Origin of the sequence: Vibrio sp. LB10LO1 (genome assembly GCF_010092875.1) — a bacterium.
Lineage (GTDB): Bacteria > Pseudomonadota > Gammaproteobacteria > Enterobacterales > Vibrionaceae > Vibrio > Vibrio campbellii.
In genome coordinates, this window is sequence record NZ_JAADJW010000015.1 from 85,002 (window position 1) to 111,087 (window position 26,086).

Below are 26,086 nucleotides of genomic sequence, written 5' to 3' on the forward strand. Positions count from 1 at the left end.
GATTGCTTAGCTCTTTGACTTATCAAGTAAAAGAGTTTGAGCGTATTTTAGTTATCCCTCCATGTTAAACGCCCATATAGGGCGAACGAATACAAAAAAGGCCCGCCTGCGAGGCGAGCCTAATATTTTGTTTCTGTGTTTACATTTTACACAGTTGAGACCTTATACAGAGTAGTAAAGTTCGAACTCAAGTGGGTGAGTTGTCATGTTTACTTTCTCTACATCTTGAGACTTAAGACCGATGTAAGAATCGATGAAGTCATCAGAGAATACGCCGCCTGCTGTTAGGAACTCACGGTCAGCATCTAGTTCTTCTAGAGCATCTTTCAGTGAGTATGCAACAGTTGGGATTTCTGCTGCTTCTTCAGCTGGTAGGTCGTAAAGGTCTTTATCCATCGCTTCGCCTGGGTGGATCTTGTTCTTAATACCGTCAAGACCAGCCATTAGCATTGCTGCGAACGCTAGGTATGGGTTAGCCGCTGGGTCACCAAAACGAACTTCGATACGACGCGCTTTAGGGCTTGGTACCACTGGGATACGGATAGAAGCAGAACGGTTACGTGCTGAGTAAGCTAGCATAACTGGCGCTTCGAAGCCTGGTACAAGACGCTTGTACGAGTTAGTTGATGGGTTAGCAAATGCGTTGATTGCGCGAGCGTGCTTGATGATACCACCGATGTAGTAAAGTGCAGTTTCAGATAGGCCGCCGTACTTGTCACCAGCAAATAGGTTTACACCGTCTTTTGCTAGAGATTGGTGAACGTGCATACCGCTACCGTTGTCACCAACAAGTGGCTTAGGCATGAATGTCGCTGTCTTACCAAACGCGTGAGCAACGTTGTGTACAACGTACTTGTAGATTTGGATTTCGTCAGCTTTCGTTGTTAGCGTGTTGAAGCGAGTTGCGATTTCGTTTTGACCCGCAGTTGCTACTTCGTGGTGGTGCGCTTCAACAACTAGGCCCATCTCTTCCATTACTAGACACATAGCAGAACGGATGTCTTGAGATGAATCTACTGGAGCTACTGGGAAGTAACCACCTTTAACGCCTGGACGGTGGCCTTTGTTACCTTCTTCGTAATCAGAACCTGTGTTCCACGCTGCTTCTACGTCGTCAATCTTAAAGAAAGAACCAGACATGTCAGTTGCGAACTTAACGTCGTCAAATAGGAAGAACTCTGGCTCAGGACCGATAAGAACAGTATCTGCAATACCAGTAGAACGCATGAAGTCTTCAGCGCGTTTAGCGATAGAGCGAGGGTCACGGTCGTAGCCTTGCATTGTTGCAGGCTCAAGGATGTCACAACGGATGTTTAGCGTTGCATCTTCAGTGAATGGGTCAAGCACTGCAGAAGATGCATCTGGCATCATAACCATGTCTGATTCGTTAATGCCTTTCCAGCCAGCAACTGATGAACCATCGAACATTTTACCTTCTTCGAAGAAGTCTGCGTCGATTTGGTGAGCAGGGATAGAGATGTGCTGCTCTTTACCTTTTGTATCAGTGAAGCGTAGGTCAACAAACTTAACTTCGTTTTCTTGGATCAGTGATAAAACGTTTTCTACTGACATCTTGGATAACCTCCAGTGTTAATAAAGCGGTAAAAGCTCGATTTATGAAAAATTGATTAAATCCAGCATTGATTAATTTATTTGACATTTTATTAATCGATGCTGTTTTCTCTAAAGCCAAAACCGTGCCAAAAAAATTATTCCATTAATTTCAAGGAATTATGTTTTTAGATACAAGTTTGGTGCAAACGATTGCACCAAAATGATCTTTGGCTGCACTGTAATGGTGCATACTTTTATTATTGCACCACAATGTGACAACCGTGTTGCTTATCTAGCCCAGTTTTTGAGCAAGAGTCAATTTCTAATAAGCAACGATTGGAATAAAATTGCGTTGAATCAATTCGCCGGGCGAGAGAAAGTGGGCGCTAAGCGTAAATTTGCTATAAAAGCTAAGGAGTAGATCACATATTTCTAGGCTTTTTGCTAAAATCTGGTACATTATGGCCGTTTTTTTAATCAGCAAATGTCGCCAGAGAGCACCCGTTCTCGGCATGGGGGCATTTCATCTATCTAAGTGAATCAATATCCATGGCTACTCCACAGATTGATAAATTAAGAAATATCGCGATTATCGCGCACGTTGACCACGGTAAAACAACGTTGGTTGACAAGCTGCTACAACAATCAGGCACGCTAGAGTCTCGCGGTGAAGCTGAAGAGCGAGTCATGGACTCGAACGACATTGAGAAAGAGCGTGGCATTACCATTCTTGCTAAAAACACAGCAATTAACTGGAATGACTACCGCATCAACATCGTAGATACTCCGGGACACGCGGACTTCGGTGGTGAAGTAGAACGTATCATGTCGATGGTAGATTCAGTACTACTTATCGTTGACGCAGTTGATGGCCCAATGCCACAAACGCGTTTCGTAACGCAAAAAGCATTTGCTCACGGCCTTAAGCCAATCGTTGTAATCAACAAGATTGACCGTCCTGGTGCTCGTCCTGATTGGGTTATGGACCAAGTATTCGACCTATTCGACAACCTAGGTGCAACTGACGAACAGCTAGACTTTAAAGTTGTTTACGCGTCAGCACTTAACGGTTGGGCTGCGCTAGAAGAAGGCGAAACTGGCGAGAACATGGAACCACTGTTCCAAACTATCGTTGAAGAAGTAACAGCACCTCAAGTTGACCTAGACGGTCCTCTACAGATGCAAGTTTCTCAGCTAGATTACAGCTCTTACGTTGGTGTTATCGGTGTTGCTCGTGTAACTCGTGGTAGCGTTAAGCCAAACCAACAAGTAACAGTTATCGGCGCTGACGGTAAAACTCGCAACGGTAAAGTAGGTACAGTAATGGGCTACCTAGGCCTAGAGCGTCACGAAGTTGAGCAAGCGAATGCGGGTGATATCATTGCAATCACTGGTCTTGGCGAGCTAAAAATCTCTGACACTATCTGTGCACAAAACCAAGTTGAAGCACTACCACCGCTATCTGTTGATGAACCAACAGTAACGATGACGTTCCAAGTAAACACGTCTCCATTCGCTGGTAAAGAAGGTAAGTTCGTAACTTCACGTAACATCCTTGAGCGTCTAGAGAAGGAACTGGTACACAACGTTGCACTACGTGTTGAGCAAACAGACGATCCAGACAAATTCCGCGTATCAGGCCGTGGTGAACTTCACCTATCTATCCTGATCGAAAACATGCGTCGTGAAGGCTTCGAGCTTGCTGTATCTCGTCCAGAAGTAATCATCAAAGAAGAAGATGGTCAGCTAATGGAACCGTTCGAGACTGTAACGATCGACGTTATGGAAGAGCACCAAGGCGGCATCATGGAGAACATCGGCTTACGTAAAGGTGAGCTGAAAGACATGTCTCCAGATGGTAAAGGCCGTGTACGTATGGACTTCGAAATGCCATCACGTGGTCTGATCGGTTTCCAAACTGAGTTCATGACACTGACTTCAGGTTCTGGTCTTCTATACCATACATTTGACCACTACGGCCCACACAAAGGCGGCAACATCGGTCAACGTGTTAACGGTGTACTAATTGCTAACGCAATGGGTAAAGCGCTAACTAACGCACTATTCAACCTTCAAGAACGTGGTCGTCTATTCATCGGTCACGGTGTTGAGGTTTACGAAGGCATGGTTATCGGTATCCACAGCCGCGACAACGACCTAACAGTAAACGCACTGAAAGGTAAGCAGCTGACTAACGTTCGTGCATCTGGTACAGATGACGCACAGGTTCTTACTCCGCCAATCAAGATGACTCTTGAGCAAGCACTAGAGTTCATCGATGATGACGAACTAGTAGAAGTAACACCTGAAAGCATCCGTATCCGTAAGAAATTCCTAACGGAAAGCGATCGTAAACGTGCTTCACGTTCAGCAAAATAATCTGCTGTAACGGATTCGATTAAGAATAAGCCCCGAGTCATGCTCGGGGCTTTTTGTATCTGAAGGAATAAGGCTATGCAGCCAATCGTGATTACTGGCGGCCCTGGGGCGGGTAAAACCACCTTATTGAATGCGTTGGGAGAGTTGGGTTACGCCACCTTTGCTGAGGGCTCTCGCACCTTAATTGAACAGCAAAGCCAGCTGGACAACGGTGTCTTGCCTTGGACCAACCTACCTGAGTTCGCTAACTTATGCCTTGAGTTGATGGGCAAGCAAAAGCAAGAGGCACTGAGTCATGAGGTCGCCTTCGTGGACCGCGCTATCCCAGACATCGTGGCATACCTGAAAGTAGGCGGTTGTCCTGTTGAGCAAACCTTCTTGACCGAGAGTGCTGGGTACCAGAGTAAGGTGCTCACTTGTCGACCTGAAGCCTCTATTTATGTTCAAGATGATGTGCGTCCACACAGTTTTGAAGAGGCCCTGCAAATCCATCAAACCTTAGTCGATACCTATGCTGAGTTGGGCTATGAGGTGATCGATGTTCCATGGGGTAGTGTCGAAATGCGTGTTGCGTTTGTTCGCCAAGTGATGGGCTTAGTGGTCGAGGTAGATGGGGATGAAGGTGAATAGAGCTTGGTCGGTATTTAGCTCACTTAGCGAAGAACTGAGTTTGGTCGCCAGATAGCAAAACCTCCTCACGAGGAGGAGGCTTTATCGAATTACTTTTGATTCAGCTGTTGCAAGAACTTGTCTGATTCAGCAATCGCGGCATTCATTTGCTTAATTGCGTATTGAATGTCTTTCTCTAGGCTAGAGAACTCGCCTTTCAGTGAGCCGATCGCGCTCGCGTTCAAGTTATGCTTGAGATAAAGCGTGTTGTCACGCAGCGTATTCAACACCGGCGTCATCTTGTCTTCTGCACGCTTCATTGCGCTTAGCATACTCTTGTAAGAGGCTTTGGTTTCACGCAACTTCTGTTCGCTAGAGCGACGCAGTTTGGCGCTAGTATACAGGTCTAGCTCGCCTTGCCACTCTTCAAATAGTGCATCCGACACATCTTCAATTGCAGCAATACGGTCGCGCACATCTTGCGCCGCTTTTTCGCTGTCTTCGTATTTATCGTTAATGTTGTTGTAGACGCTTTCTAGCTCACCGCCGTCAAAGTTGGTCAGTGCCGAAAGGGCTTCTAGCGCACTGGTAAATTCTTCTTGTGCATCTTGTTGAGACTCTTTGGCGTCTTCCACGCGGTCAACCATAATGTCGCGTTTGTGGTATCCCACTTGCTCCATTGCTGAATAATATGCGGATTGACATCCTGTCAAAGTGAAAATTGATAGTACAATTGCTAATAAATAAGGCATTCTTATGTCCTCGACGCTAATTTATGGGATGAACTATGAACCAGTTATCAGAGAGTTACAAGGTGAGATTGAGCAAGCTCGTGCCGGGGAGCGTCGCGTTTTTCCAATATTTGCTCAAGCGCATGACGCACGATCGCGTCAATGTTAACGCAGGCTATTTAGCTTACATCACTTTGTTGTCTATTGTGCCGATGTTGACGGTATTGCTGTCGATATTGTCGAAGTTTCCGGTATTTGAGAATGTGGGCGAAACCTTGCAAGGGTATATCATTGATAACTTCGTCCCCGCTTCTGGTGATGCGGTAAGAACCGCATTGCAAGAGTTTGTATCGAACACAGGCAAGATGACAGCCGTGGGTGGTGCGTTCTTGTTTGTCGCAGCCTTGATGCTAATTTCCAACATCGATAAAAACTTAAACTACATTTGGCGAGTGAAAGACAAACGTCGCCCAGTATTCTCATTTTCTATGTACTGGATGGTGTTGACCCTTGGTCCGATTCTGGTCGGCGCGAGTATTGCCGCAACCTCTTACGTAACATCGCTTAAGCTGATTGAAAACGAAACCTTGTCGGGCGCTTATAACCTGTTTTTGCGCTGGCTGCCTCTGCTGCTGTCATTTTTCGCTTTCATGGGACTGTACTTCTTAGTACCAAACAAGAAGGTTTATCTGTCCCACGGTGCCATTGGTGCTGCCATCGCCGCGGTGTTGTTTGAATTGAGTAAGAAGGGCTTTGCTTTCTACATTACTCAATTCCCTTCTTACCAATTGATTTACGGTGCGCTTGCTGCGATTCCGATTCTGTTTGTGTGGGTGTATTTGTGCTGGTTGATTGTGCTCATTGGTGCGGAAGTCACGGCTGCTTTGGGTGAAAGAGAGCACTGGAGTGACGACTTAGAAATGATACACTCGACCGCTGAATTACAATTAACAGATGAAGGAAGCGAGAGTCGTGATAGCGCTAATTCAACGAGTCAGTGAAGCCGCCGTTCGTGTAGAAGGTGAAGTTGTCGGTGAAATCGACCAAGGTCTACTTGTCCTACTTGGTGTAGAGAAGGACGATGATGAAGCAAAAGCAAAACGTTTGATGGAGCGCGTAACCACTTATCGTGTGTTTGAAGACGACGAAGGCAAAATGAACCTCAACGTCAAACAAGTGAACGGTCAGGTTTTGGTGGTGTCTCAATTTACGTTACCAGCGGATACTAAAAAGGGCACTCGCGCAGGTTTTTCTCGCGGCGCGCATCCTGCGGATGCAGAACGTCTGTATGACTACTTCTCGGACTTGTGTGAGCAAGAACTGCCAACACAACGCGGTCGCTTCGCGGCGGATATGAAAGTGTCATTAATTAATGACGGTCCAGTGACTTTTTGGCTACAGGTCTAATCTGGCAACCACAACATCATGGTCTAAGCTTTAAGCCCAAGTAAATTGAATTTGCTTGGGTATTTTCTCCTAAGGCTTTCATTTGATTTGTACTTTCAAAGGATTGATATGTTCAAACTCATAACTCCAAAAACAGAAAATCAGCTCAACAAGTACTATCAATTTCGTTGGCAGTTGCTACGCGAACCTTGGCGTATGCCCGTAGGCTCTGAGCGTGATGAGTACGATGGCATGAGCCATCACCGCATGATTACCGACAGCCGTGGTCGTCCGATGGCGATTGGTCGGTTGTACATTACCCCAGATAACGATGGTCAGATCCGCTATATGGCGGTGAAGAACAACCGTCGCAGCAAAGGCATGGGCTCATTAGTGCTGGTGGCGCTTGAGTCGTTAGCTCGGCAAGAAGGGGCGAAGCGTCTGGTGTGTAATGCCCGTGAAGACGCGATTGCCTTCTATGAGAAGAATGGTTTTGAGCGTCGCGGTGAGCTGACCGATGAGCGTGGTCCCGTGCGTCACCAACAAATGGTTAAACAGCTTGACCCAATGGCGGATGTGCTACGTCGCCCTGATTGGTGTACCGAGTTGCAACAGCGTTGGGAAGCGCAGATCCCGATCGCGGATAAAATGGGGATCAAAATCAACCAATACACAGGTTACCAGTTTGAGTGTAGCGCGCAGCTTAACCCAAACTTGAATCCACACAATACCATGTTTGCGGGCTCTGCTTTTACTCTGGCGACACTGACTGGGTGGGGCATGACGTGGCTGTTGATGAAAGAGCGTGGTTTGCACGGTGACATCGTATTAGCAGACAGTTCAATTCGTTATCGTCATCCGGTCGAGCAGAACCCAGTAGCGAGTACCTCGCTTGATGGTATTAGTGGTGATTTGGACAGGCTCGCATCGGGGCGTAAAGCGCGTATTGTTATCCATGTGGTGATTTACAGTGGAGACGTACCAGCGGTTGATTTTGTAGGCACGTACATGCTGTTGCCGAATTACTCTCAACTACTTAGCTGTTAGTGGGGAAGAGGCTGGTGTTTCTTTTGGCGCATCTTGATTAGCTGAAGCGCCTTGTTCCGTCACTGAATGGTTCGCCTCTGGAGTATTGTGTTCTTCAGGAGACGCTTCTTCGTTAATCGAGTTGTTCGCTGAGGCCTCTGGAGCAGAGATAAGCTGCTCTTCGGAATGTGATGTTGCGGTTGGCTCTTCTTCCTCCATCACTTCCTCACTTACCTCTTCTTCATGCTGCTCTAAGTTGATTGCCGCAATGTGCGTAACCTTGCTTGGTTCGGGAGTGCTTTGTTCTGGCTCCGCTTGCTCCGTCTGTTTTGGCTTATGTTGGCACTCATTTGTTTCGATTTCGCCACTCAGCACATCACCTTTAATCACTCCACACGTGTCTTTGAGTTGATAAATCACGCCAGAAAGCGGGTTGTTTGCCATATCAAATTCACCAGACAAGTTACCCGAAATAGCGTTGCCTGAAATGGTCACTGGTTGAAGTTTTACTTCACCACGCTGAGCACGTAAACGTAATGGGCTGAAGGTGATCGCCTTGAGTGAATCATCCGCTTGTGACTTCAGGGTGGTATCGCGCAGGTTGGCTTCCACTTCTCCCGACAAGCTGTAAGCAAGCATATTTTGATCTCCTGCCAAGCCTTTTAAATCGAGGCTTAAATCGGAGAAGCCATTGACCGCGAATGCTGTTGGTAAGTAGGGATGAAGCAGCTGCAGAGGGATTCCATCCGCATTGAGGTTAAGCGTCCAAGGTTGACTGGTGGTACTGAGGTCGATTTGACCTAAGCCTTCAACATAGCCTTGCTCCAGAGGTGCAAACAAACGCGTTAACTGCCAGAGTCCATCGTCACTTTGTGTCGCGATCGCCGCGTGTGATGTGATGACTTGGTCGTAACTCGCGTTTATCACGCTGGCATCAAGCTTGCCACTCCAAATGCCCCAATGACCGTTGTTGTGCTTTACTTCGAGCTGGTCACCTTCCAAATTCAAGCCAGAAAGCTGCCAGTAAGGCTGTTTGGATAACTGGATAACTTGGCTGCGTTCTATCTCTAACTGCTTCACATCTACTTGCTGGAGCCTCTCCGTGGCCTTTTGCCACCAGTCCACCTTGTCATCTGGTTGGATCGCCCATTTCAATCCACTGATAGTCGCGTTGTTGATTTTCCAATGCTCAGGCTCAAACTCACCAGATACCTGCACACGACCTTGTTGCCAATCCAAACTCAGTTCTTGCAGTTGAATCGAACCCGGCTTGAGCGTGGCATTTAAGCGAGGTTCAATCGCAGTTTGATCTTGAAAACTGACGCTGTCTGCCTGCAGAGAAAGCTGCGCAGTTGTCCCCCACAGTGACAATGGTAAAGAGGCGTTTTCTAGCGATAGCTCTAGGTTTTGCCAATGCCAATCTCCGTATTCGATATCTGCATTCAACAGATCGAGACTGTTGATATGGCTGATATGAACCGGCAGGGCTTGCCAAGGCTTAGCAAGCAAAGATTGTAGTTGTAGGTTGTCGATTTTCAGTTTATCGACGGTCATGTTGATGATTGACCAACCTTGTGGATATTGTTCGCCTTGACCCGATACTTCGCTGCCACGCCAGTTAAATGAGGCGCCGTAAAGTGTGCTGTCTTGCGCTTTGTAATCCACGTCGATGAGCAATTTATCAAAGGCTTCGCCATTCCAATGCAATTGTTCGGCAGAGAGCTGAATCTCACCGTATGGCACTTGCTGAGTGTCGCTTGACCATATTGGCTCTTGGATTTGTACATTTAATCCCGTAATGCTGAATGCATCATCGGCGTAATCGAGGTTCTTCAAGGCGATTTGATGGAAGTAAACGTTGCCCAGCGCCGGTAGTGTTGGCATACCTTGCTGTAGACTCAATCCATCAATCAGCAAGCTGTCGACAATCCATTTTCCATCGCGACGAACATCTGGGTTCAGCCAGAGATCGACTTGCTCAATGAAGGGTAGATTTTGTTGTTTGGTTGCCATGCCATTGAGTGTGAGGTGGTAAGGAAACTCGTATTGAACGTTATCCGCTTGCAGTGGCAAATCGACTAAATCGGAAAACAGATTCCACGTTTGGCGAGAATGCGAGGTGGTCAGCATGCCTAAAAAGACGGCCGGAATTGCGATCGCCAGTATGAGTATTAGAAGTAGAACTCGACTTGCTGTTTTCATCCCTGCCCAAACCTGTACATAAATTGGAGTAAGTGAATATTGAATTACTTAGATAGGCTTAAGCTTGTATCAATCTTGGGCTGGATTCAATAAAAAGCCCCTCAAAAGAGGGGCTTGAAGATTGTTTTTGTAGCTAGGTCACTAAGGTCTAGTGAGTGGCTTAATCCAGCTGAGGACCTGCTGCCACTAGTGATTTACCTTCTGCGTTGTCAGTGTACTTATCAAAGTTGTTGATGAAGCGCTCTGCCAAGTCTTTCGCTTTGCTTTCCCATTGTAGTGGGTCAACGTAGGTATCACGTGGGTCAAGGATGCTTGGATCGACGCCTGGCAGTGAAGTTGGAACTTCTAGGTTGAAGATTGGAATGTGTTTGGTTTTCGCATCTTCAATAGAGCCATCAAGGATTGCATCAATGATGCCGCGTGTATCTTGGATAGAGATACGTTTGCCGCTGCCGTTCCAGCCGGTGTTGACTAAGTAAGCCTCTGCACCTGCTGCTTCCATACGTTTCACTAGCACTTCAGCGTACTTAGTTGGGTGTAGGGTTAGGAACGCTGCACCAAAACACGCTGAGAAGGTTGGTGTTGGTTCAGTGATGCCACGCTCTGTACCCGCTAGCTTAGCGGTAAAGCCAGACAAGAAGTGGTACTTAGTTTGCTCAGGCGTCAGTTTTGAAACCGGAGGTAACACGCCGAACGCATCAGCCGATAGGAAGATCACTTTGTTTGCGTGACCGCCTTTCGATACTGGCTTCACGATGTTGTCGATGTGATGCAGTGGGTAAGACACGCGGGTGTTCTCTGTCTTATAGCCATCATCAAAGTCGATAGAACCATCGCTACGAACCGTCACGTTTTCTAATAGAGCATCGCGGCGGATTGCGTTGTAGATATCAGGCTCGGCTTCTTTCGATAGCTTGATGGTCTTCGCGTAACAGCCGCCTTCGAAGTTGAATACGCCGTCGTCATCCCAGCCGTGCTCGTCATCACCAATCAGTGCACGTTTAGGATCGGTAGATAGGGTAGTTTTACCTGTGCCAGACAGGCCGAAGAAAATCGCTACGTCGCCTTCTTCGCCCATGTTTGCACTACAGTGCATCGATGCGATGTCTTTCAGCGGAAGGAAGTAGTTCATCATTGCGAACATGCCTTTCTTCATTTCGCCGCCGTACCAAGTACCGCCGATCAGTTGCATGCGCTCTGTTAGGTTGAACACAGTAAAGTTTTCAGAGTTCAGACCCTGTTCTTCCCACTTGTCGTTCGTGCACTTCGCGCCGTTCATTACCACGAAGTCAGGTTCAAACGTCGCCAACTCTTCTTCTGTTGGGCGGATGAACATGTTTTTCACGAAGTGCGCCTGCCACGCTACTTCGGTGATCACTCGAATGCTCAAACGAGTGTCTGGGTTTGCACCACAATAACCGTCAATCACAAATAGACGCTTACCTGAAAGCTGGTTAGTCACTAGCTCTTTTAGGTCGTCCCATACTTCTTTGTTGATTGGTTTGTTGTCGTTTTTCACTGCGTCAGAAGTCCACCACATGTGCTCTTCTGTCGTTGCATCTTTTACAATGTACTTATCTTTTGGTGAGCGACCAGTAAAGATACCAGTGTCTACGGCAACCGCGCCGAGTTCTGTAACCACACCACGTTCATAACCTGTTAGGTCAGCACGGGTCTCTTCCTCAAACAGCATTTCGTAGCTTGGGTTGCGAACAACCTCTTTAACGTTATGCAGTCCGTGTTTGGTCAGATCAATTGTTGCAGCCTTTGTATGTTCCATAACGGTCATAGGTGCTCCTTATAAGGATTTTTGTAGGGATTTTGTAAGAATGTTTTAATTTTTATCTGCTCACCATGCTAGCAACGGGGTGGGGATAAAACAGGGATATAGCTCAAAAAATACCCATGATTTAAGTAAGGTTTTAGGTAACCCGTCACATATTGGTGCGAATAGTTTATCGTGGGCGCAAACCTTTGCGCTAGGGGAAAAGAATTATTAATTATTTAAAATTAAGCGGTTGCTTTATTACGTCTGAGGCTAGGTAATTAGAGGGTTTGATCACAAAAAGGCCAGCATGATGCTGGCCTTTTGAAGGGTAAATTACAAGCTTGTTAAGCTATGAAAATTAATGCAGTGTTTTCTTCTCTGGAGCGGCTTGTGCATAGAGCTCAGTGATCTCCGCTTCGTCAAACGAATATGACGTGCCACAGTAATCACAATGTAAAGAAACTGATCCTTCTTCCGCTAAAATGTCATTAATTTCAGCACGCTCAACGGTAATGATCGCTGCACCACTACGTTCACGAGAACAGCCACAGTGGAACTCCACTGGTTGCGGTTCGTATAGACGAACAGAATCTTGGTTGTACAAGCGGTAAAGCAGTTCGTTTGCCGGTAGAGTGAACAGTTCTTCGTTCTTCACGGTTGCTGTTAATTGCTCTAGGTGCTCGAAGTCTTCTGGTGTACCCGTGCCGTCTGGCATTACCTGAATCATCATGCCTGCTGCGTGAGCTTTACCTTCGTGTTCACCAGTACGGATCCACAGACGCGTCTTCAACTGCTCTGAGTTTGCGAAGTAGCCTTCGATAACGTCAGCCAGTGTTTCACCTTCTAGGCCAACGACACCTTGGTAACGTTCGCCTTTCTTTGGCTCGATAGTGATCACTAGGTAGCCTTTACCCATCATGTCGTGCAGGCTTGCGTCATCCGCAATGTCGCCTTCCCAACGTGCAACGCCACGGATCTTCTGATCGTGATCGCCATTGATTACAGCCAGTGATACAGGACCATCACCTTGCAGTTGGATAGTGATTGAGCCTTCGAACTTCAAAGTTGCCGTTAAAAGAGTGGTTGAAACGAGTAGCTCACCCAACAGTTTTTGCAGTGCTGCCGGATATTCCTTGCTGGAGATAATACGTTGGTATGCTTCATCCAATTGAACCAACTCGCCACGTACTGAAAGATCTTCGAATAGGTAGCGGTTTAAAACATTATTTGCCATGGAGTGCTTTCCTCGTCGGTAATTCCGGCTTTTATTGGTGTTTGAACTTAATGATGTCACGGCGCTGCTTCTTATCTGGGCGGCGTTCCGGACTTGGGTTGTGGGCGTTGAGTTTACGCTGTTTCGCGAACTCTTCGCGTTGGCTGACGCTTTCGTCAGTTTCACGATAGAGCGTTTGAGCGATTGGTGCGCCCATGCGACGATCAGAGATTTTCTCGATAATCACCGTCTTCTCTTCATTACCTTGGCGAAGACGAATCTCAGCGCCCAACTCAACGATTTTGCTTGGTTTGCTTCGTTGCCCATTATAGTGGACTTTACCGCCATCGACCATATTGCGTGCGATGGAGCGGGTTTTATAAAATCTGGCAGCCCATAGCCATTTATCTAGCCTTACGGCTTCATTTGCGGAACTCATACGACTCTACACTATCTAATCACTGCAATAATAAGGCAGTGACTGGTGGATTATTCACCTACAGATGGAGCCAAGGCTGTTTTTTTTCAAGGGAGTTGGCAAAAACTGCATAAGAAAAAGGTATGAAAAAGAACTTGTGATATAGTTCACTGCTCTTTGTTGAGTAGTAATTTTATTGCAAATTTAGCAAGATAGAGTCGACAATCTTTACTTATACTTAAGGTCGACCGACGTCAGAATAAAGGAATCAATTCAGTGAAGCGTTTAGAGCTAAGTGCAGGATTAGCAAGCAGCCCGCTACTGGCTCAGATTAAGTCCAACAATCACACCATACAAGCGAAACTCAGTTTGTTGTTAACTTGTCTATTTATAGCAATGACAGGTTGGATATTGGGTAAAGTGGCGTGGCTAGCAATGCCTCAAACTTCTGATGTGACTCAATGGAAGCCATCAGCAGGTGCTGTTGCGTCTACGAATAAAAAGGACGCGATTGATTTCAATGCCCTTCAAAATGCGAACTTGTTCGGAAAGTACACCGAGCAAAAGCCGGTCGTAGTAGAACAACCTGTCGTGCAAGATGCGCCTAAAACTCGCTTAAACCTAACACTTGTTGGTGCAGTTGCGAGCAGCAACGCAAAAACGAGCCTAGCGGTGATCGCCAATCGAGGTAAGCAAGCCACTTATGGTATCGGCGAAGAAATTGACGGCACACGTGCAGAATTAAAAGCGGTATTGGTCGATCGTGTGATCATCGATAACCAAGGCCGTGATGAAACCCTAATGCTCGAAGGTATCGAGTACAGCAAACTGTCTGAAACACGTCCAGCAGCCCGCCCGCAAGCGGCGAAAGCGGATAAATCATCAGCGGTGAGTGAGAAGGTCGACCAAATTCGTGCGGAGATTTCCAAAGACCCGCAAAGCGTATTCAAGTACATCAACATTTCTCCAGTCAAAAAGGATGGAGGAATCGTCGGTTATCGCGTCTCACCAGGTCGTGATGCGGCGTTGTTTAATGATGTCGGTCTAAAACCTGGTGATATTGCGGTGCAATTAAATGGGATCGATTTAAGTGATCCTTCATCTTCAGTAGAACTGATGCAAGTGATGAACGATCCGCAAGAACTGAATTTGACTGTTGAGCGCGATGGCCAGCAGTACGACATCTATATCCAATTGTAATACTTAGGCAAGCTGCGTAAGTTCAGGGAGACATACGTGAAACATTGGTTTAGCAAAAGTACTTGGTTACTTGCAGGGACACTACTCTGCGCTCCGGGTGCGATGGCGAACGAGTTTAGTGCAAGTTTCAAAGGCACTGATATTCAAGAATTCATCAATATTGTTGGTCGCAATCTAGAGAAGACCATCATCGTTGACCCGTCTGTACGCGGTAAGATTGACGTACGTAGTTACGACGTTCTTAACGAAAAGCAGTACTACAGCTTCTTCTTGAACGTTCTGGAAGTGTACGGTTATGCCGTTGTCGAAATGGACAATGGTGTGTTGAAAGTCATCAAAGCGAAAGATTCAAAAACGTCAGCAATCCCTGTTTTGGGTGATGACAGTGCGCAAGGCGACAGCGTGATTACCCGTGTGGTTGCGGTGCGTAATGTGTCGGTTCGTGAACTTTCTCCGCTACTGCGTCAACTGATTGATAACGCAGGTGCCGGTAACGTGGTGCACTACGATCCAGCTAACATCATCTTGATTACGGGCCGTGCTGCGGTAGTAAACCGCCTAGCGGAAATCATCAAGCGCGTTGACCAAGCGGGTGACAAAGAAATTGAAGTCGTAGAGCTGCGCAATGCGTCTGCTTCTGAGATGGTGCGTATCGTTGATGCCCTGAACAAAACGACCAACCAAAAGAGCACGCCTGAATTCCTAGAACCAAAAATCGTAGCGGATGAGCGTACTAACTCCATCCTGATTTCTGGTGACCCTAAAGTTCGTGCGCGCCTGAAGCGTTTGATTCGTCAACTTGACGTTGAAATGGCGACCAAAGGCAATAACCGCGTGGTTTACTTAAAGTACGCGAAAGCGGAAGACCTAGTTGATGTACTAAAAGGCGTATCTGACAACCTACAGGCTGAGAAGCAAGCAGGTCAAAAAGGCGCATCAAGTGCACAGCGTGGTGAAGTAGTGATTGCCGCTCACGAAGCAACCAACTCGCTAGTTTTGACTGCTCCGCCAGATATCATGATGGCGCTGCAAGACGTGATCGCTCAGCTTGATATTCGTCGTGCACAGGTTCTGATTGAAGCGCTCATCGTGGAAATGTCAGAAGGTGACGGTATCAACCTAGGTGTCCAATGGGGTAACCTAGAAACTGGCGCAGTGATCCAATACGGCAATACTGGCGCACAAATCGGTAATGTCATGGTTGGTCTTGAAGAAGCGAAAGACACAACTAAAGAAGAGAGTTATTGGAATAGTGACACCAATAAATGGGAAACCCGAAACTACACGGAAGAGGGCGACTATTCGACACTAGCCGCTGCACTTGGTGGTGTTAATGGTGCGGCAATGAGCATCATGATGGGTGACTGGACGGCATTGATTACTGCTGTGTCATCGGATTCAAACTCAAACATCCTATCTTCTCCAAGCATTACAGTGATGGATAACGGTGAAGCGTCCTTCATCGTTGGTGAAGAGGTGCCTGTAATTACAGGCTCGACAGCTGGCTCGAACAACGATAACCCATTCCAAACGGTCGATCGTAAAGAAGTCGGTATTAAACTGAAAGTGGTTCCTCAAATCAACGAAGGTGACTCAGTTCAGCTAAACATTGAGCAAGAAGTGTCTAACGTTTTGGGTGCAAATGGTGCGGTTGACGTACGTTTTGCTAAGCGTCAGCTAAACACCTCTGTGATGATCCAAGATGGCCAGATGTTGGTGCTTGGTGGCCTCGTCGATGAACGTGCTCTGGAGAGTGAATCTAAAGTACCGCTACTGGGTGATATCCCAGTGATTGGTCAACTGTTCAAATCAACCAGTACGCAAACTGAGAAGCGCAACCTGATGGTATTCATCAAACCAACCATCATCCGCGATGGTATGACGGCAGATGGTATTACTCAGCGTAAATACAACTTCATTCGTGCAGAGCAGTTATACAAAGCGCAAGAAGGCTTGAAGCTAATGGACGACTCAAATATCCCAGTGATTCCTGAGTTTGGTCAAGATCGTAAGCATCCTGCTGAAATCCAAGCGTTCATTGACCAGATGGTAAAGAATAATGGTTGATATGTTAGACACAGCGCCAAGTATGCGTCGTCTGCCATTCAGTTTTGCCAACCGCTTTAAACTGGTTTTGGAGACGGAGCACCCTGAGCGCCCTCCAATTCTGTATTACGTAGAGCCGCTTAACCCTGCGGCTCTGGTTGAAGTACGTCGAGTACTGAAACAAAACTTTATTCCTCAAGTGATGGACAAAGAAGCGTTCGATAAAAAGCTCACTGAAGCTTATCAACGTGATTCTTCTGAAGCCCGTCAGTTGATGGAAGACATTGGCGCAGACAGTGATGACTTCTTCTCATTAGCAGAAGAGCTACCTCACGACGAAGATTTGTTGGAATCGGAAGATGATGCGCCAATCATCAAATTGATTAACGCCATGTTAGGTGAAGCGATCAAAGAAGGGGCGTCGGATATCCATATTGAGACGTTCGAGAAAACCCTTTCGATTCGTTTCCGTGTCGATGGTGTATTGCGTGAAGTCTTAACTCCAAGCCGCAAACTAGCGCCTTTGCTGGTTTCTCGTGTGAAGGTCATGGCGAAGCTAGATATTGCTGAAAAACGCGTGCCTCAAGATGGTCGTATTTCTCTGCGTATCGGTGGTCGTGCGGTGGACGTACGTGTATCTACCATGCCTTCGTCGCATGGTGAGCGCGTAGTAATGCGTCTACTGGACAAGAACGCCACTCGTCTTGATTTGCATAGTTTGGGTATGACGCCTTCAGTGCATGACAACTTCCGTCATTTGATTGGTCGCCCTCACGGCATCATCCTGGTAACCGGTCCGACAGGTTCGGGTAAGTCGACGACCTTGTACGCGGGCTTGCAAGAGATCAACAGCAATGAACGCAACATTCTGACTGTTGAAGATCCTATCGAATTCGATATCGATGGCATCGGCCAAACACAGGTAAACCCTAAGGTTGATATGACCTTTGCGCGAGGTCTGCGTGCGATTCTTCGTCAAGACCCGGATGTAGTGATGGTCGGTGAGATCCGTGACTTAGAGACTGCACAGATTGCGGTGCAAGCCTCTTTGACTGGTCACTTGGTTATGTCGACACTACACACCAACACGGCTGTGGGTGCGATTACTCGTCTGCGTGACATGGGTATTGAACCCTTCCTGATCTCTTCTTCGCTATTGGGCGTGCTAGCACAGCGCCTAGTTCGTACCCTTTGTTCTGACTGTAAAGAGCCATACGAAGCGGATAAAGAACAGAAGAAACTGTTCGGTCTGGAAGAGCACGAATCGCTGGTTCTGCATCGTGCAAAAGGCTGTGAAGTGTGTAACCAAAAAGGTTACCGCGGTCGTACTGGTATTCACGAACTGCTGATGGTGGATGAGAAAGTTCAAGAACTGATCCACAGTGAAGCGGGTGAACAAGAAATTGAAAAAGCCGTACGAGCACACACACCAAGCATTCGTAGCGATGGCCTAAGCAAAGTCAGTCGTGGTATCACTTCTCTTGAAGAGGTGATGCGAGTGACCAAGGAAGCGTAATGGCAGCATTTGAATACAAAGCGCTAGACGCGAAAGGCAAACAAAAGAAAGGCACCATTGAAGGGGATAATGCTCGTCAGGTGCGCCAACGCCTAAAAGAACAGGGCATGATCCCTGTTGAGGTGATGGAAGCCAAAGCCAAAGCTGCGAAGTCTTCAGGTGCATCAGTTGGATTCAAACGTGGTATCAAAACCGCAGAGCTTGCCCTAATTACGCGTCAGTTATCAACGCTTGTGCAATCTGGCATGCCATTGGAAGAGTGTTTGAAAGCCGTTTCAGAGCAGGCTGAAAAGCCACGTATTCGCTCAATGATTGCGGCCGTGCGCTCGAAAGTCACCGAGGGTTATCCGCTGGCAGACAGTTTGGGTGATTACCCGCATGTTTTCGATGAGCTTTACCTTTCGATGGTTGCTGCGGGTGAAAAATCTGGTCACTTGGACACAGTGTTAGAACGATTGGCTGATTATGTAGAAAACCGCCAAAAGATGCGTTCTAAGTTGCTACAAGCCATGATTTACCCAGTTGTGCTGGTGGTGTTTGCGGTGGGTATTGTGTCGTTGCTGCTGTCTTCAGTGGTGCCGAAAATCATTGAGCCAATCATTCAAATGGGGCAAGAGCTACCACAGTCGACGCAAATGCTATTGTCTGCGAGTGAGTTTGTCCAAGAATGGGGCTTAATCATTTTCGTTGTCTTCGTGGTGTTCTTTTACGGTTTAAAACTGGCACTACAGAAACCAAATTTTCGCTTGGCTTGGGACCAAAAAATTCTTAGCTTACCGCTAATTGGCAAGATTTCTCGCGGTCTGAATACCTCACGATTTGCTCGCACCTTGTCGATTTGTACCTCAAGTGCGATTCCTATTCTTGAAGGCATGCGTGTGGCAGTTGACGTTATGTCGAACCGTTATGTGAAACAACAAGTGTTAGTGGCGGCAGACAACGTACGTGAAGGGGCAAGTCTGCGCAAAGCCCTTGATCAAACTCGCTTGTTCCCACCAATGATGCTACACATGATTTCCAGTGGTGAGCAAAGTGGTGAGCTTGAAAGCATGTTGACACGTGCGGCGGACAACCAAGACCAAAACTTTGAATCTACAGTGAATATCGCTTTAGGGATCTTCACTCCAGTGCTGATAGCATTGATGGCTGGTCTCGTTCTTTTCATCGTAATGGCGACATTGATGCCAATGTTGGAAATGAATAACTTGATGAGCGGATAAAATTCGAGTTAAGTCGTGTCTACTAATGACATGGCTTGAATCTAACTTTCGGAGAAAATAATGAAATTTAAACGCAGTAAACAACAAGGCTTTACACTTCTAGAAGTGATGGTTGTTGTGGTTATCCTAGGTATTTTGGCAAGTGTGGTTGTTCCTAACCTACTAGGCAACAAAGAAAAAGCAGACCAACAAAAAGCGATTACTGACATCGTGGCGTTGGAGAATGCGTTGGACATGTACAAGCTGGATAACAGCGTTTACCCAACAACGGACCAAGGTCTAGATGCGTTGGTGAACAAGCCTTCTAACCCAGAGCCACGCAACTACCGCGATGGTGGTTACATCAAGCGTCTACCATCTGATCCATGGGGCAACGAGTACCAATACCTGAGCCCTGGTGACAATGGCACGATTGATATCTTTACTCTAGGCGCGGATGGCCAAGAGGGCGGTGAAGGTCCTGCGTCGGATATCGGCAACTGGAACATGCAAGATTTCCAATAAGCTCTAGCTTAAACCAGCACTAATGAAGAAAATGCAAAAACATCTCGGTTTTACATTGATAGAAATTCTATTGGTGCTGGTTTTGTTATCTCTTACCGCCGTTGCGGTGATCGCTACCTTGCCTACCAGTCAAAAAGACCTTTCCAAACAATATGCGCAAAGCTTTTTCCAGCGCTTACAACTGCTTAATGAAGAAGCGGTACTAAGTGGTAAAGACTTTGGCTTGCGTGTTGATGACGTTAAATCCACCTACACTTTGTTGAGCCTGACCCAAGACGGTTGGCAACCACTTGAGTTAAAGCAAATCCCAAGCGAAACAAAGCTTGAAGGGGATATCTCAGTGCAATTGGAATTAGGCGGTGGCGCATGGGGTGACGATGACCGATTGTTCGAGCCCGGCTCGCTGTTTGATGAAGACATGTTTGCCGAGGAAGAGGACAAGAAAAAGAAGAAAGTGAAACCACCTCAAGTGTTCATTTTCTCAAGTGCTGAGATTACGCCATTCACCTTATCTTTCTTTCCTGAAGAAGGGGATGCATTCAATGATGGCTGGCGAATCATTGGTAAAGAAACAGGTGAAATTAAATTGTTAGCACCTGGGGAAGAAGCGGAAGACGATGACAATTCAATATTCTAAGCCAAGCCGTATTGGTTCATCGCACCGCAATGCTCGAGGTATGACGCTACTTGAGGTGCTAGTCGCACTGGCGATTTTTGCTACTGCTGCGATCAGTGTGATTCGCTCAGTGAGCCAGCACATCAATACCGTCAGTTATTTAGAAGAAAAAATGTTTGCAGCCATGGTTGTGGATAACCAAATGGCCAATGTGATGCTCTCGACGGAAAAACTCAAAGCTAAAAAAGGCACTGAAGAGTTGGCGGGGCGTACTTGGTATTGGAAGGTCACTCCTGTTGCCACCGCGCAGCCATTGCTGAAAGCATTTGATGTCAGCGTCGCAACTGAGAAAGAAGCGAGCCCTGTTGTCACGGTGAGAAGTTATGTTGCTGAGTAATAAGCGATATAAGGCGCCAACAATGAAATCAAATCGAGGTTTTACCTTGATTGAGGTACTGGTTTCGATTGCGATTTTTGCCAGCATGAGCGTGGCCGCTTACCAAGTCGTATCGCAAGTGCAGCGCAGTAATGTTCTGTCGCAAGAACGCACCCAACGCTTGAATGAACTGCAGCGTGCGATGGTGATGATGGATAATGACTTCCGTCAGATGGCCATGCGCCAGGTGCGCACCAATGGCGAAGAGCCATCAAAGCAGCTGCTGTTTTGGTCCGAATACCTGCTGGATTCGGATGCGAAAGGCGTGCTGTTTGCGCGTTTGGGTTGGCACAACCCACAACAGCAATTTCCACGTGGTGAAGTCACGAAAGTGGGCTATCGCATTAAAGATGAAGTGCTGCAACGTGTGTGGTGGCGCTACCCAGATACGCCAACAGGGCAAGAAGGCATTGTGACGCCATTGCTTACCAATGTCGAAGAATTCGATATGCGCTTCTTTGATGGAAAATCATGGAAGAAAACGTGGGAAAACGGCAGTGAGTTACCCAAAGCTGTGTCTGTGATATTGAAGCTGAAAGACTACGGAGAGATCTCTCGTACCTACCTGACACCAAATGGAAAACTGGTATCAAGTGGTCAAGATAACTCTGGTGGTGGCAATTCATCAGGAGACAGCAACTCATCCGGTGGTAACAGTTCATCTGGGGGGAGCGATTCATCTGGAGGCAATAATGGCTAGTCGTCAACGTGGGGTCGCACTCCTTATCGTGCTGATGTTACTTGCCATCATGACCACGGTAGCCGCAAGCATGTCAGAGCGATTGTTTCTGCAGTTTCAGCGTGGTTCGAATCAAATTAATTACCAACAAGCTTATTGGTATAGCTTAGGGGTAGAAGCGTTGGCTGAGATTGGTATCGAACAGAGCTATGAAGACGACGATAACATCAACTTAAGTCAGCCTTGGGCGATAAAAGAGCAGGTCTACCCGTTGGATTATGGTCAAGCCGCTGGCCGCATCATCGATAAACAAGCCTGCTTCAATTTGAACGTGTTAGCGAGTGTACAACCCTCCGGGGATTCGACAAATCGTCCATACTTAGTACAAGTCTTCCAACGATTGATGGAAGAGAAAGACGTTGAACCTTATCAAGCTGAAGTGATTGCAGACTCGACTTGGGAATATGTCGATAGTGACAGCACGGTGCGCTCTACGGCTGGTGTTGAAGACAGTACTTATGAAGCGATGAAACCGCAATACCTGCCACCGAATGGTTGGATGGCCGATGCCAGTGAACTGCGAGCGGTTTACCAAGTGAGTGGGGATATTTACCAGAAGATAGCCCCAATGGTCTGTGCGCTCCCTAGCGATGACTGGCGCTTGAACATCAATACCATTGAAGTCGAACAAGCGCCTATTTTGGTGGCAATGTTCACGCCGGGCCTTAGCAGCAGCGATGCGGTGCAGTTGATAGAAAAGCGTCCTTTTGATGGTTGGGACAGCGTAGATGAATTTTTGTCTGAGTCAGAATTAGCTGGCTTAAGCGATGACGTAAAGAAAAATGCCAAAGGTTACTTAGGAGTCGACAGCGCTTTCTTTGAGCTGGATGTTCAAGTACTGGTGGATGAATCCCGAGTACGCCTCCGTAGCCTTTTACAAAGTACAGATAGAGAAACGGTGACTGTCGTTCGCCGTCGTTTTGGAGGAATCAGTGAGCGAGTTTCTGACCGTTCGGCTGAGTAGCGAACAACAAAGTACCATTCCATGGTTGGTATGGTCGACACAACAGCATGAAGTGATTGCCAGTGGTGAGCTTGCCGGATGGGAACATCTGGACGAACTGGCTGCTTACGCCGATCAGCGACAAATTGTGGCGCTACTGGCGAGTAATGATGTTGTGTTAACAAAAGTGGATATTCCGCCAGGTGCTGCGCGTCAGTTTGACAGCATGCTGCCTTATTTGGTGGAAGATGAAGTCGCGCAAGACGTGGACAACCTGCATTTCACAGTATTAGACAAGCAAGCGGAAGCAGCACAAGTGTGTGCTGTCGAGCGTGCTTGGATTCAAACCATTTTGCAGCGTTTCTCCAGCCAAGGCCTTGTTATCAAGCGTATGCTGCCTGATGTTCTGGCGATGCCTGTTGATGAAGAAAGCAGTTCTGCCGTCCAATTGGGTGAGCAATGGCTGATTCGTCATTCTCAAACTCAAGGTGCGGTTGTCGATGCGTCTTGGCTTGACCTGTACTTATCCTCTTACTTACAAAGTCATGAAGGCTGGAAGCTCGATTGCTACAGTTCTGTGCCTGAACCTGCAGTGTCAGACATTTGGATCGCCAAGCCAGAAGAAATGGCGATGGCGCTTCTGGCGAAAGGAACGACAGAAAGCAAGGTCAACCTACTGACTGGTACTTTCAAGCCAAAATCCTCTTGGGGTAAGTACGTTAAGGTTTGGCAAAAGGCCGCGATTGCTGCGGGTGTATTACTTGTCGTGTTGGTTGGTCAGCAGTTGTTGATGGTGCATAAGTACGAAGCACAGGCCCAAGCGTATCGTGAAGAGAGTGAACGTATCTTCCGCCAAGTTTTCCCGAATAAAAAACGCATTCCTACCGTTAGTTACTTGAAGCGTCAGATGACCGATGAAGAGCGTCGTTTGTCTGGTGGTTCGAGTGATGTGGCGATGCTGTCTTGGATCGCGGCACTGCCAGCGACATTAGGTCAGGTTAATGATCTTCAGATCGCTAGCTTCAAATATGATGGTCAACGTGGCGAAGTTCGTATTCAAGCGAGCAGCTCTGACTTCCAGCCATTCGAGCAAGCTCGTGTGAAATTGGCAGAGAAGTTTAACGTTGAACAAGGTCAGCTGAACCGCAACGGCAATGTTGTGATGGGCAGCTTCGTGTTGAAGCGTCAGTGAGGTGATGATGAAAAACTTAATCGCACAAGCTCAAACTTGGTGGAGTAGCATCTCACAGCGTGAACAACGTTTGGTGATGGGCTGTGGCGCAATTGCTGTGCTAGGTATCATTTATTGGGGCATCTTGCAGCCAATGAATCAACGTGCAGAGCTAGCGCAATCTCGAATTCAAAGTGAGAAGCAGCTACTAACGTGGGTGCAAAACAAAGCCGATGATATTACCGCGCTACGTAAAAGCGGTGGTGTCAGCTTCTCTAATCAACCATTGAACCAAGTAGTCTCCTCATCGGCTCGCCGTTACAAAGTTGAGCTCATTCGCGTCCAGCCGCGTAATGACAGTGTCCAAGTGTGGATCAAACCATTGGCGTTTAACCAGATGGTGGATTGGTTGCGTTATCTAAAAGAACAACAAGGGATTGAGGTGGAATTCCTAGACATCGACCGTACCGACCAAGCCGGTATGATTGACGTAAACCGCCTGCAATTTAAGCGAGGTTAAGGTGAAGAAAGCCGTTCTTTATGTGGTGATTTTTATTGCCTTTTTCTCGACCAGTTTGATCGCTGGCTTGCCAATCTCTTGGGTATTGCAACAAGTGCCGATGGTAAGAGGTTTGGATATTCAAGGTGCGCAAGGCACGGTTTGGCAAGGCAGTGCATCCAATGTGCGTTGGCAGCGTCAAAACTTAGGTGAAGTGAACTGGGACTTCCAACTTTCTGGCCTATTTACTGGTAAAGCGGAATTCGCGGTACGTTTTGGTCGTGGGAGCGATATGGACGTGCGTGGACGTGGCTTGGTTGGCTACAGTCTTACCAGCGGTCCATACGCAGAAAACTTAGTCGCGTCGATTCCAGCGGCCAAAGTGGTGGAGCAAGCTCGCCTTCCTGTACCTGTTGGTGTGGATGGCCAGCTCGAGTTGAACATCCGTCATGCGACGTACGCTGCACCTTGGTGTAAGACGGCTGAAGGCACGCTAGTTTGGAGCGCAAGTGGTATTCAAAGCCCACTTGGCAGTCTTGAACTAGGCCCTGTCATTGCTGATTTAAACTGTAAAGACAGCGTACTTTCAGCATCGGGTGAGCAAAAGAGCAAGCAAGTATCAGCGGCGTTTTCTGCTGAGTTAATGCCAAATCAACGTTACTCTACCAAAGCGTGGTTTAAGCCAGGAGCAGAGTTCCCATCAGGCATGAGTGACCAGCTGAAATGGTTAGGTAATCCAAACGCTCAAGGGCAATACGAGTTTGATTACAAAGGGCGTTTCTAGCCAAATCTGTCATTCAGAACATTATCAAAGAGCTGCCAGTGTGCAGCTCTTTTTGCTTTTGGATCATGGTAGGCCAAACCCTCTATTCGCTGTACAAGAAATCCAGCTGATTATGGGTTTTGGAGTAAATTATTGATTTTTAATTGAATAATTTAAGTGTGTACAGCTAAGGAAGTATTTAGATCATAGTAGGCCAAATACTTCTATCGCTGTACAAGAAGAAAAAAGAAAGGCCACGAACTCGATTCGTGGCCTTTTAAAATCTAGCAATGGGGCTGATTGGGTTGGGGTTAATCTTTGCGCTGTAGAATCTCATCCCATGGCAAATCCGCATCGCCCAGTACGATGAAGTTCGGGTTCTCCAACGTCTCGCGCTCATTGTAAGACAGCGGTTCAAGTTGCGTACTGAGAATTCGTCCGCCCGCTTCCTCAACAATGCACTGCGTAGCAGCGGTATCCCACTCGCCAGTTGGACCTAGACGTAAATAACAGTCCACTGCACCTTCAGCAACAAGGCACGCTTTGAGTGCGGCAGAGCCGAGTGGAATCAAATCGTAATTCCAAGCGCTACTCATGCGGCTCGTGATGCGGTTGATGTCTTGGCGACGGCTGATTGCGATAGCGATGTTTTGCCCAGGTTGTTCATGTTTGTGAGTGTGGATTTTCACGCTCTCAGACATGTCTGGAATCTTCCACGCGCCCTTGCCGTTGTAAGCATAATAAGTCACGCCAGAAACCGGACCGTAAACCACACCCATGGTTGGCTTGTTGTTGTCGATAAGGGCGATAATGGTCGCGAAGTCACCGCTGCGCGCGATGAACTCTTGTGTACCATCAAGTGGGTCAACCAGCCAGTAGCGTTCCCATTGCGCACGTTGCTCTAAGCTGATGTCCGCGGCTTCTTCAGAAAGCACGGGGATATCTGGCGTAAGCTCGCTTAAACGCTCGGTGATCAGCTTGTGCGCGGCGATATCAGCACTGGTGACTGGGGTCTCGTCACTTTTGGTGTAAGCTTCGTACTGCTTGTTCTCGTAAATATCGAGAATCAATTGTCCCGCGCTGCGAGCAATTTCGATGACTTGCGGGAGCAGGTGAGATAAATCTTTTGTCATTGGCATAAGTAATG

24 protein-coding genes are annotated in these 26,086 nt (G+C 47.3%); 17 read left to right on the top strand and 7 right to left on the bottom strand.

Annotated features, from left to right (window positions below):
* Positions 1-162 precede the first annotated feature (162 nt).
* Positions 163-1,572 (bottom strand): glutamate--ammonia ligase, encoded by a 1,410-nt coding sequence (glnA, locus tag GXP65_RS13065; protein ID WP_005529054.1) that lies wholly within the window; start codon positions 1,570-1,572, stop codon positions 163-165.
* Between the two features lie 531 nt (positions 1,573-2,103).
* On the opposite strand from glnA, the gene typA reads away from it, so the two are divergent.
* Together typA and GXP65_RS13075 are read left to right on the top strand one after the other, a co-directional pair.
* On the top strand, positions 2,104-3,933 hold the full coding sequence (gene typA, locus GXP65_RS13070; protein ID WP_005430066.1) for a translational GTPase TypA: 1,830 nt from the start codon (positions 2,104-2,106) through the stop codon (positions 3,931-3,933).
* Positions 3,934-4,008: 75 nt separating this feature from the next.
* On the top strand, positions 4,009-4,563 hold the full coding sequence (locus GXP65_RS13075) for an AAA family ATPase (protein WP_162093005.1): 555 nt from the start codon (positions 4,009-4,011) through the stop codon (positions 4,561-4,563).
* Between the two features lie 89 nt (positions 4,564-4,652).
* Here GXP65_RS13075 and GXP65_RS13080 read toward each other — a convergent pair whose 3' ends face one another.
* Complete coding sequence (locus tag GXP65_RS13080; RefSeq protein ID WP_005529068.1) at positions 4,653-5,294, bottom strand: DUF2959 domain-containing protein; 642 nt, start codon at positions 5,292-5,294, stop codon at positions 4,653-4,655.
* Positions 5,295-5,329: 35 nt separating this feature from the next.
* Between GXP65_RS13080 and GXP65_RS13085 the strand changes: the two genes are divergently transcribed.
* From GXP65_RS13085 to GXP65_RS13095, 3 genes are all read left to right on the top strand, one after another.
* Entirely contained in the window at positions 5,330-6,274 is a 945-nt protein-coding gene (locus tag GXP65_RS13085) for a virulence factor BrkB family protein (protein ID WP_005529070.1), read from the top strand.
* Positions 6,246-6,680 carry a D-aminoacyl-tRNA deacylase gene (gene dtd / locus GXP65_RS13090; protein ID WP_005430105.1) on the top strand — a complete coding sequence of 145 codons (435 nt, stop codon included), beginning with the start codon at positions 6,246-6,248 and terminating at the stop codon, positions 6,678-6,680. The genes GXP65_RS13085 and dtd overlap by 29 nt, the downstream gene beginning before the upstream one ends.
* Before the next feature lie 108 nt (positions 6,681-6,788).
* Positions 6,789-7,706 carry a bifunctional GNAT family N-acetyltransferase/hotdog fold thioesterase gene (locus tag GXP65_RS13095; RefSeq protein ID WP_038890206.1) on the top strand — a complete coding sequence of 306 codons (918 nt, stop codon included), beginning with the start codon at positions 6,789-6,791 and terminating at the stop codon, positions 7,704-7,706.
* On the opposite strand, the gene GXP65_RS13100 is transcribed toward GXP65_RS13095, so the two are convergent.
* The 4 genes from GXP65_RS13100 to hslR form a co-directional block, all read right to left on the bottom strand.
* Positions 7,692-9,887, bottom strand: coding sequence for an AsmA family protein (locus tag GXP65_RS13100; protein WP_162093006.1), 2,196 nt, complete (start codon positions 9,885-9,887; stop codon positions 7,692-7,694). The two genes, GXP65_RS13095 and GXP65_RS13100, sit on opposite strands and share 15 nt — an antisense overlap.
* 160 nt (positions 9,888-10,047) lie before the next feature.
* Positions 10,048-11,676: a phosphoenolpyruvate carboxykinase (ATP) gene (gene pckA / locus GXP65_RS13105; protein ID WP_162093007.1), complete on the bottom strand. Its 1,629-nt coding sequence runs from the start codon at positions 11,674-11,676 to the stop codon at positions 10,048-10,050.
* 337 nt (positions 11,677-12,013) lie between these two features.
* Positions 12,014-12,889 (bottom strand): Hsp33 family molecular chaperone HslO, encoded by an 876-nt coding sequence (hslO, locus tag GXP65_RS13110; protein ID WP_005430180.1) that lies wholly within the window; start codon positions 12,887-12,889, stop codon positions 12,014-12,016.
* A gap of 31 nt (positions 12,890-12,920) precedes the next feature.
* Positions 12,921-13,307, bottom strand: a complete 387-nt coding sequence (gene hslR, locus GXP65_RS13115) for a ribosome-associated heat shock protein Hsp15 (RefSeq protein WP_005430076.1) — start codon at positions 13,305-13,307, stop codon at positions 12,921-12,923.
* A gap of 255 nt (positions 13,308-13,562) precedes the next feature.
* Here hslR and gspC point away from each other — a divergent pair, with 255 nt between their 5' ends.
* The 12 genes from gspC to GXP65_RS13175 are packed head-to-tail and all read left to right on the top strand — an operon-like array spanning position 13,563 to position 24,960.
* Entirely contained in the window at positions 13,563-14,486 is a 924-nt protein-coding gene (gspC, locus tag GXP65_RS13120) for a type II secretion system protein GspC (RefSeq protein WP_162093008.1), read from the top strand.
* Between the two features lie 36 nt (positions 14,487-14,522).
* Positions 14,523-16,553, top strand: coding sequence for a type II secretion system secretin GspD (gene gspD / locus GXP65_RS13125; protein ID WP_061007893.1), 2,031 nt, complete (start codon positions 14,523-14,525; stop codon positions 16,551-16,553).
* On the top strand, positions 16,546-18,048 hold the full coding sequence (gspE, locus tag GXP65_RS13130; RefSeq protein ID WP_038890212.1) for a type II secretion system ATPase GspE: 1,503 nt from the start codon (positions 16,546-16,548) through the stop codon (positions 18,046-18,048). The genes gspD and gspE overlap by 8 nt, the downstream gene beginning before the upstream one ends.
* Positions 18,048-19,268, top strand: coding sequence for a type II secretion system inner membrane protein GspF (gene gspF / locus GXP65_RS13135; protein WP_162093009.1), 1,221 nt, complete (start codon positions 18,048-18,050; stop codon positions 19,266-19,268). The genes gspE and gspF overlap by 1 nt, the downstream gene beginning before the upstream one ends.
* 60 nt (positions 19,269-19,328) lie before the next feature.
* Positions 19,329-19,772: a type II secretion system major pseudopilin GspG gene (gene gspG / locus GXP65_RS13140; protein ID WP_005430189.1), complete on the top strand. Its 444-nt coding sequence runs from the start codon at positions 19,329-19,331 to the stop codon at positions 19,770-19,772.
* 31 nt (positions 19,773-19,803) lie between these two features.
* Entirely contained in the window at positions 19,804-20,409 is a 606-nt protein-coding gene (locus GXP65_RS13145; RefSeq protein WP_005430102.1) for a GspH/FimT family pseudopilin, read from the top strand.
* Positions 20,390-20,785, top strand: coding sequence for a type II secretion system minor pseudopilin GspI (gspI, locus tag GXP65_RS13150; protein WP_005430093.1), 396 nt, complete (start codon positions 20,390-20,392; stop codon positions 20,783-20,785). The genes GXP65_RS13145 and gspI overlap by 20 nt, the downstream gene beginning before the upstream one ends.
* A 22-nt stretch (positions 20,786-20,807) precedes the next feature.
* Positions 20,808-21,524, top strand: coding sequence for a type II secretion system minor pseudopilin GspJ (gene gspJ / locus GXP65_RS13155; protein ID WP_228904541.1), 717 nt, complete (start codon positions 20,808-20,810; stop codon positions 21,522-21,524).
* Positions 21,517-22,527 carry a type II secretion system minor pseudopilin GspK gene (gene gspK / locus GXP65_RS13160; protein ID WP_045456064.1) on the top strand — a complete coding sequence of 337 codons (1,011 nt, stop codon included), beginning with the start codon at positions 21,517-21,519 and terminating at the stop codon, positions 22,525-22,527. The genes gspJ and gspK overlap by 8 nt, the downstream gene beginning before the upstream one ends.
* A complete protein-coding gene (gspL, locus tag GXP65_RS13165; protein ID WP_162093011.1) occupies positions 22,496-23,698 on the top strand; it encodes a type II secretion system protein GspL in 1,203 nt (400 codons plus the stop codon). Before gspK ends, gspL begins: the two co-directional genes overlap by 32 nt.
* A 7-nt stretch (positions 23,699-23,705) precedes the next feature.
* The gene (locus GXP65_RS13170; RefSeq protein ID WP_005430160.1) at positions 23,706-24,197 is read left to right on the top strand and encodes a type II secretion system protein M; all 492 of its coding nucleotides are present in this window, start codon (positions 23,706-23,708) and stop codon (positions 24,195-24,197) included.
* Between the two features lies 1 nt (position 24,198).
* On the top strand, positions 24,199-24,960 hold the full coding sequence (locus GXP65_RS13175; protein ID WP_162093012.1) for a type II secretion system protein N: 762 nt from the start codon (positions 24,199-24,201) through the stop codon (positions 24,958-24,960).
* A 290-nt stretch (positions 24,961-25,250) separates the two neighbouring features.
* Here GXP65_RS13175 and cysQ read toward each other — a convergent pair whose 3' ends face one another.
* On the bottom strand, positions 25,251-26,078 hold the full coding sequence (gene cysQ / locus GXP65_RS13180) for a 3'(2'),5'-bisphosphate nucleotidase CysQ (protein ID WP_162093013.1): 828 nt from the start codon (positions 26,076-26,078) through the stop codon (positions 25,251-25,253).
* Between the last annotated feature and the right edge of the window lie 8 nt (positions 26,079-26,086).

What these genes read in the sequence shown, in the direction of transcription:
- glnA (WP_005529054.1), bottom strand. Translation starts at nt 1,572, where the DNA reads ATGTCAGTAGAAAACGTTTTATCACTGATCCAAGAAAACGAAGTTAAG.
- gspG (WP_005430189.1), top strand. Translation starts at nt 19,329, where the DNA reads ATGAAATTTAAACGCAGTAAACAACAAGGCTTTACACTTCTAGAAGTG.
- GXP65_RS13145 (WP_005430102.1), top strand. Translation starts at nt 19,804, where the DNA reads ATGCAAAAACATCTCGGTTTTACATTGATAGAAATTCTATTGGTGCTG.
- GXP65_RS13095 (WP_038890206.1), top strand. Translation starts at nt 6,789, where the DNA reads ATGTTCAAACTCATAACTCCAAAAACAGAAAATCAGCTCAACAAGTAC.
- GXP65_RS13100 (WP_162093006.1), bottom strand. Translation starts at nt 9,887, where the DNA reads ATGAAAACAGCAAGTCGAGTTCTACTTCTAATACTCATACTGGCGATC.
- hslR (WP_005430076.1), bottom strand. Translation starts at nt 13,307, where the DNA reads ATGAGTTCCGCAAATGAAGCCGTAAGGCTAGATAAATGGCTATGGGCT.
- gspE (WP_038890212.1), top strand. Translation starts at nt 16,546, where the DNA reads ATGGTTGATATGTTAGACACAGCGCCAAGTATGCGTCGTCTGCCATTC.
- GXP65_RS13085 (WP_005529070.1), top strand. Translation starts at nt 5,330, where the DNA reads ATGAACCAGTTATCAGAGAGTTACAAGGTGAGATTGAGCAAGCTCGTG.
- GXP65_RS13170 (WP_005430160.1), top strand. Translation starts at nt 23,706, where the DNA reads ATGAAAAACTTAATCGCACAAGCTCAAACTTGGTGGAGTAGCATCTCA.
- hslO (WP_005430180.1), bottom strand. Translation starts at nt 12,889, where the DNA reads ATGGCAAATAATGTTTTAAACCGCTACCTATTCGAAGATCTTTCAGTA.
- gspF (WP_162093009.1), top strand. Translation starts at nt 18,048, where the DNA reads ATGGCAGCATTTGAATACAAAGCGCTAGACGCGAAAGGCAAACAAAAG.
- gspK (WP_045456064.1), top strand. Translation starts at nt 21,517, where the DNA reads ATGGCTAGTCGTCAACGTGGGGTCGCACTCCTTATCGTGCTGATGTTA.
- gspI (WP_005430093.1), top strand. Translation starts at nt 20,390, where the DNA reads ATGACAATTCAATATTCTAAGCCAAGCCGTATTGGTTCATCGCACCGC.
- GXP65_RS13080 (WP_005529068.1), bottom strand. Translation starts at nt 5,294, where the DNA reads ATGCCTTATTTATTAGCAATTGTACTATCAATTTTCACTTTGACAGGA.
- pckA (WP_162093007.1), bottom strand. Translation starts at nt 11,676, where the DNA reads ATGACCGTTATGGAACATACAAAGGCTGCAACAATTGATCTGACCAAA.
- cysQ (WP_162093013.1), bottom strand. Translation starts at nt 26,078, where the DNA reads ATGCCAATGACAAAAGATTTATCTCACCTGCTCCCGCAAGTCATCGAA.
- gspJ (WP_228904541.1), top strand. Translation starts at nt 20,808, where the DNA reads ATGAAATCAAATCGAGGTTTTACCTTGATTGAGGTACTGGTTTCGATT.
- GXP65_RS13075 (WP_162093005.1), top strand. Translation starts at nt 4,009, where the DNA reads ATGCAGCCAATCGTGATTACTGGCGGCCCTGGGGCGGGTAAAACCACC.
- typA (WP_005430066.1), top strand. Translation starts at nt 2,104, where the DNA reads ATGGCTACTCCACAGATTGATAAATTAAGAAATATCGCGATTATCGCG.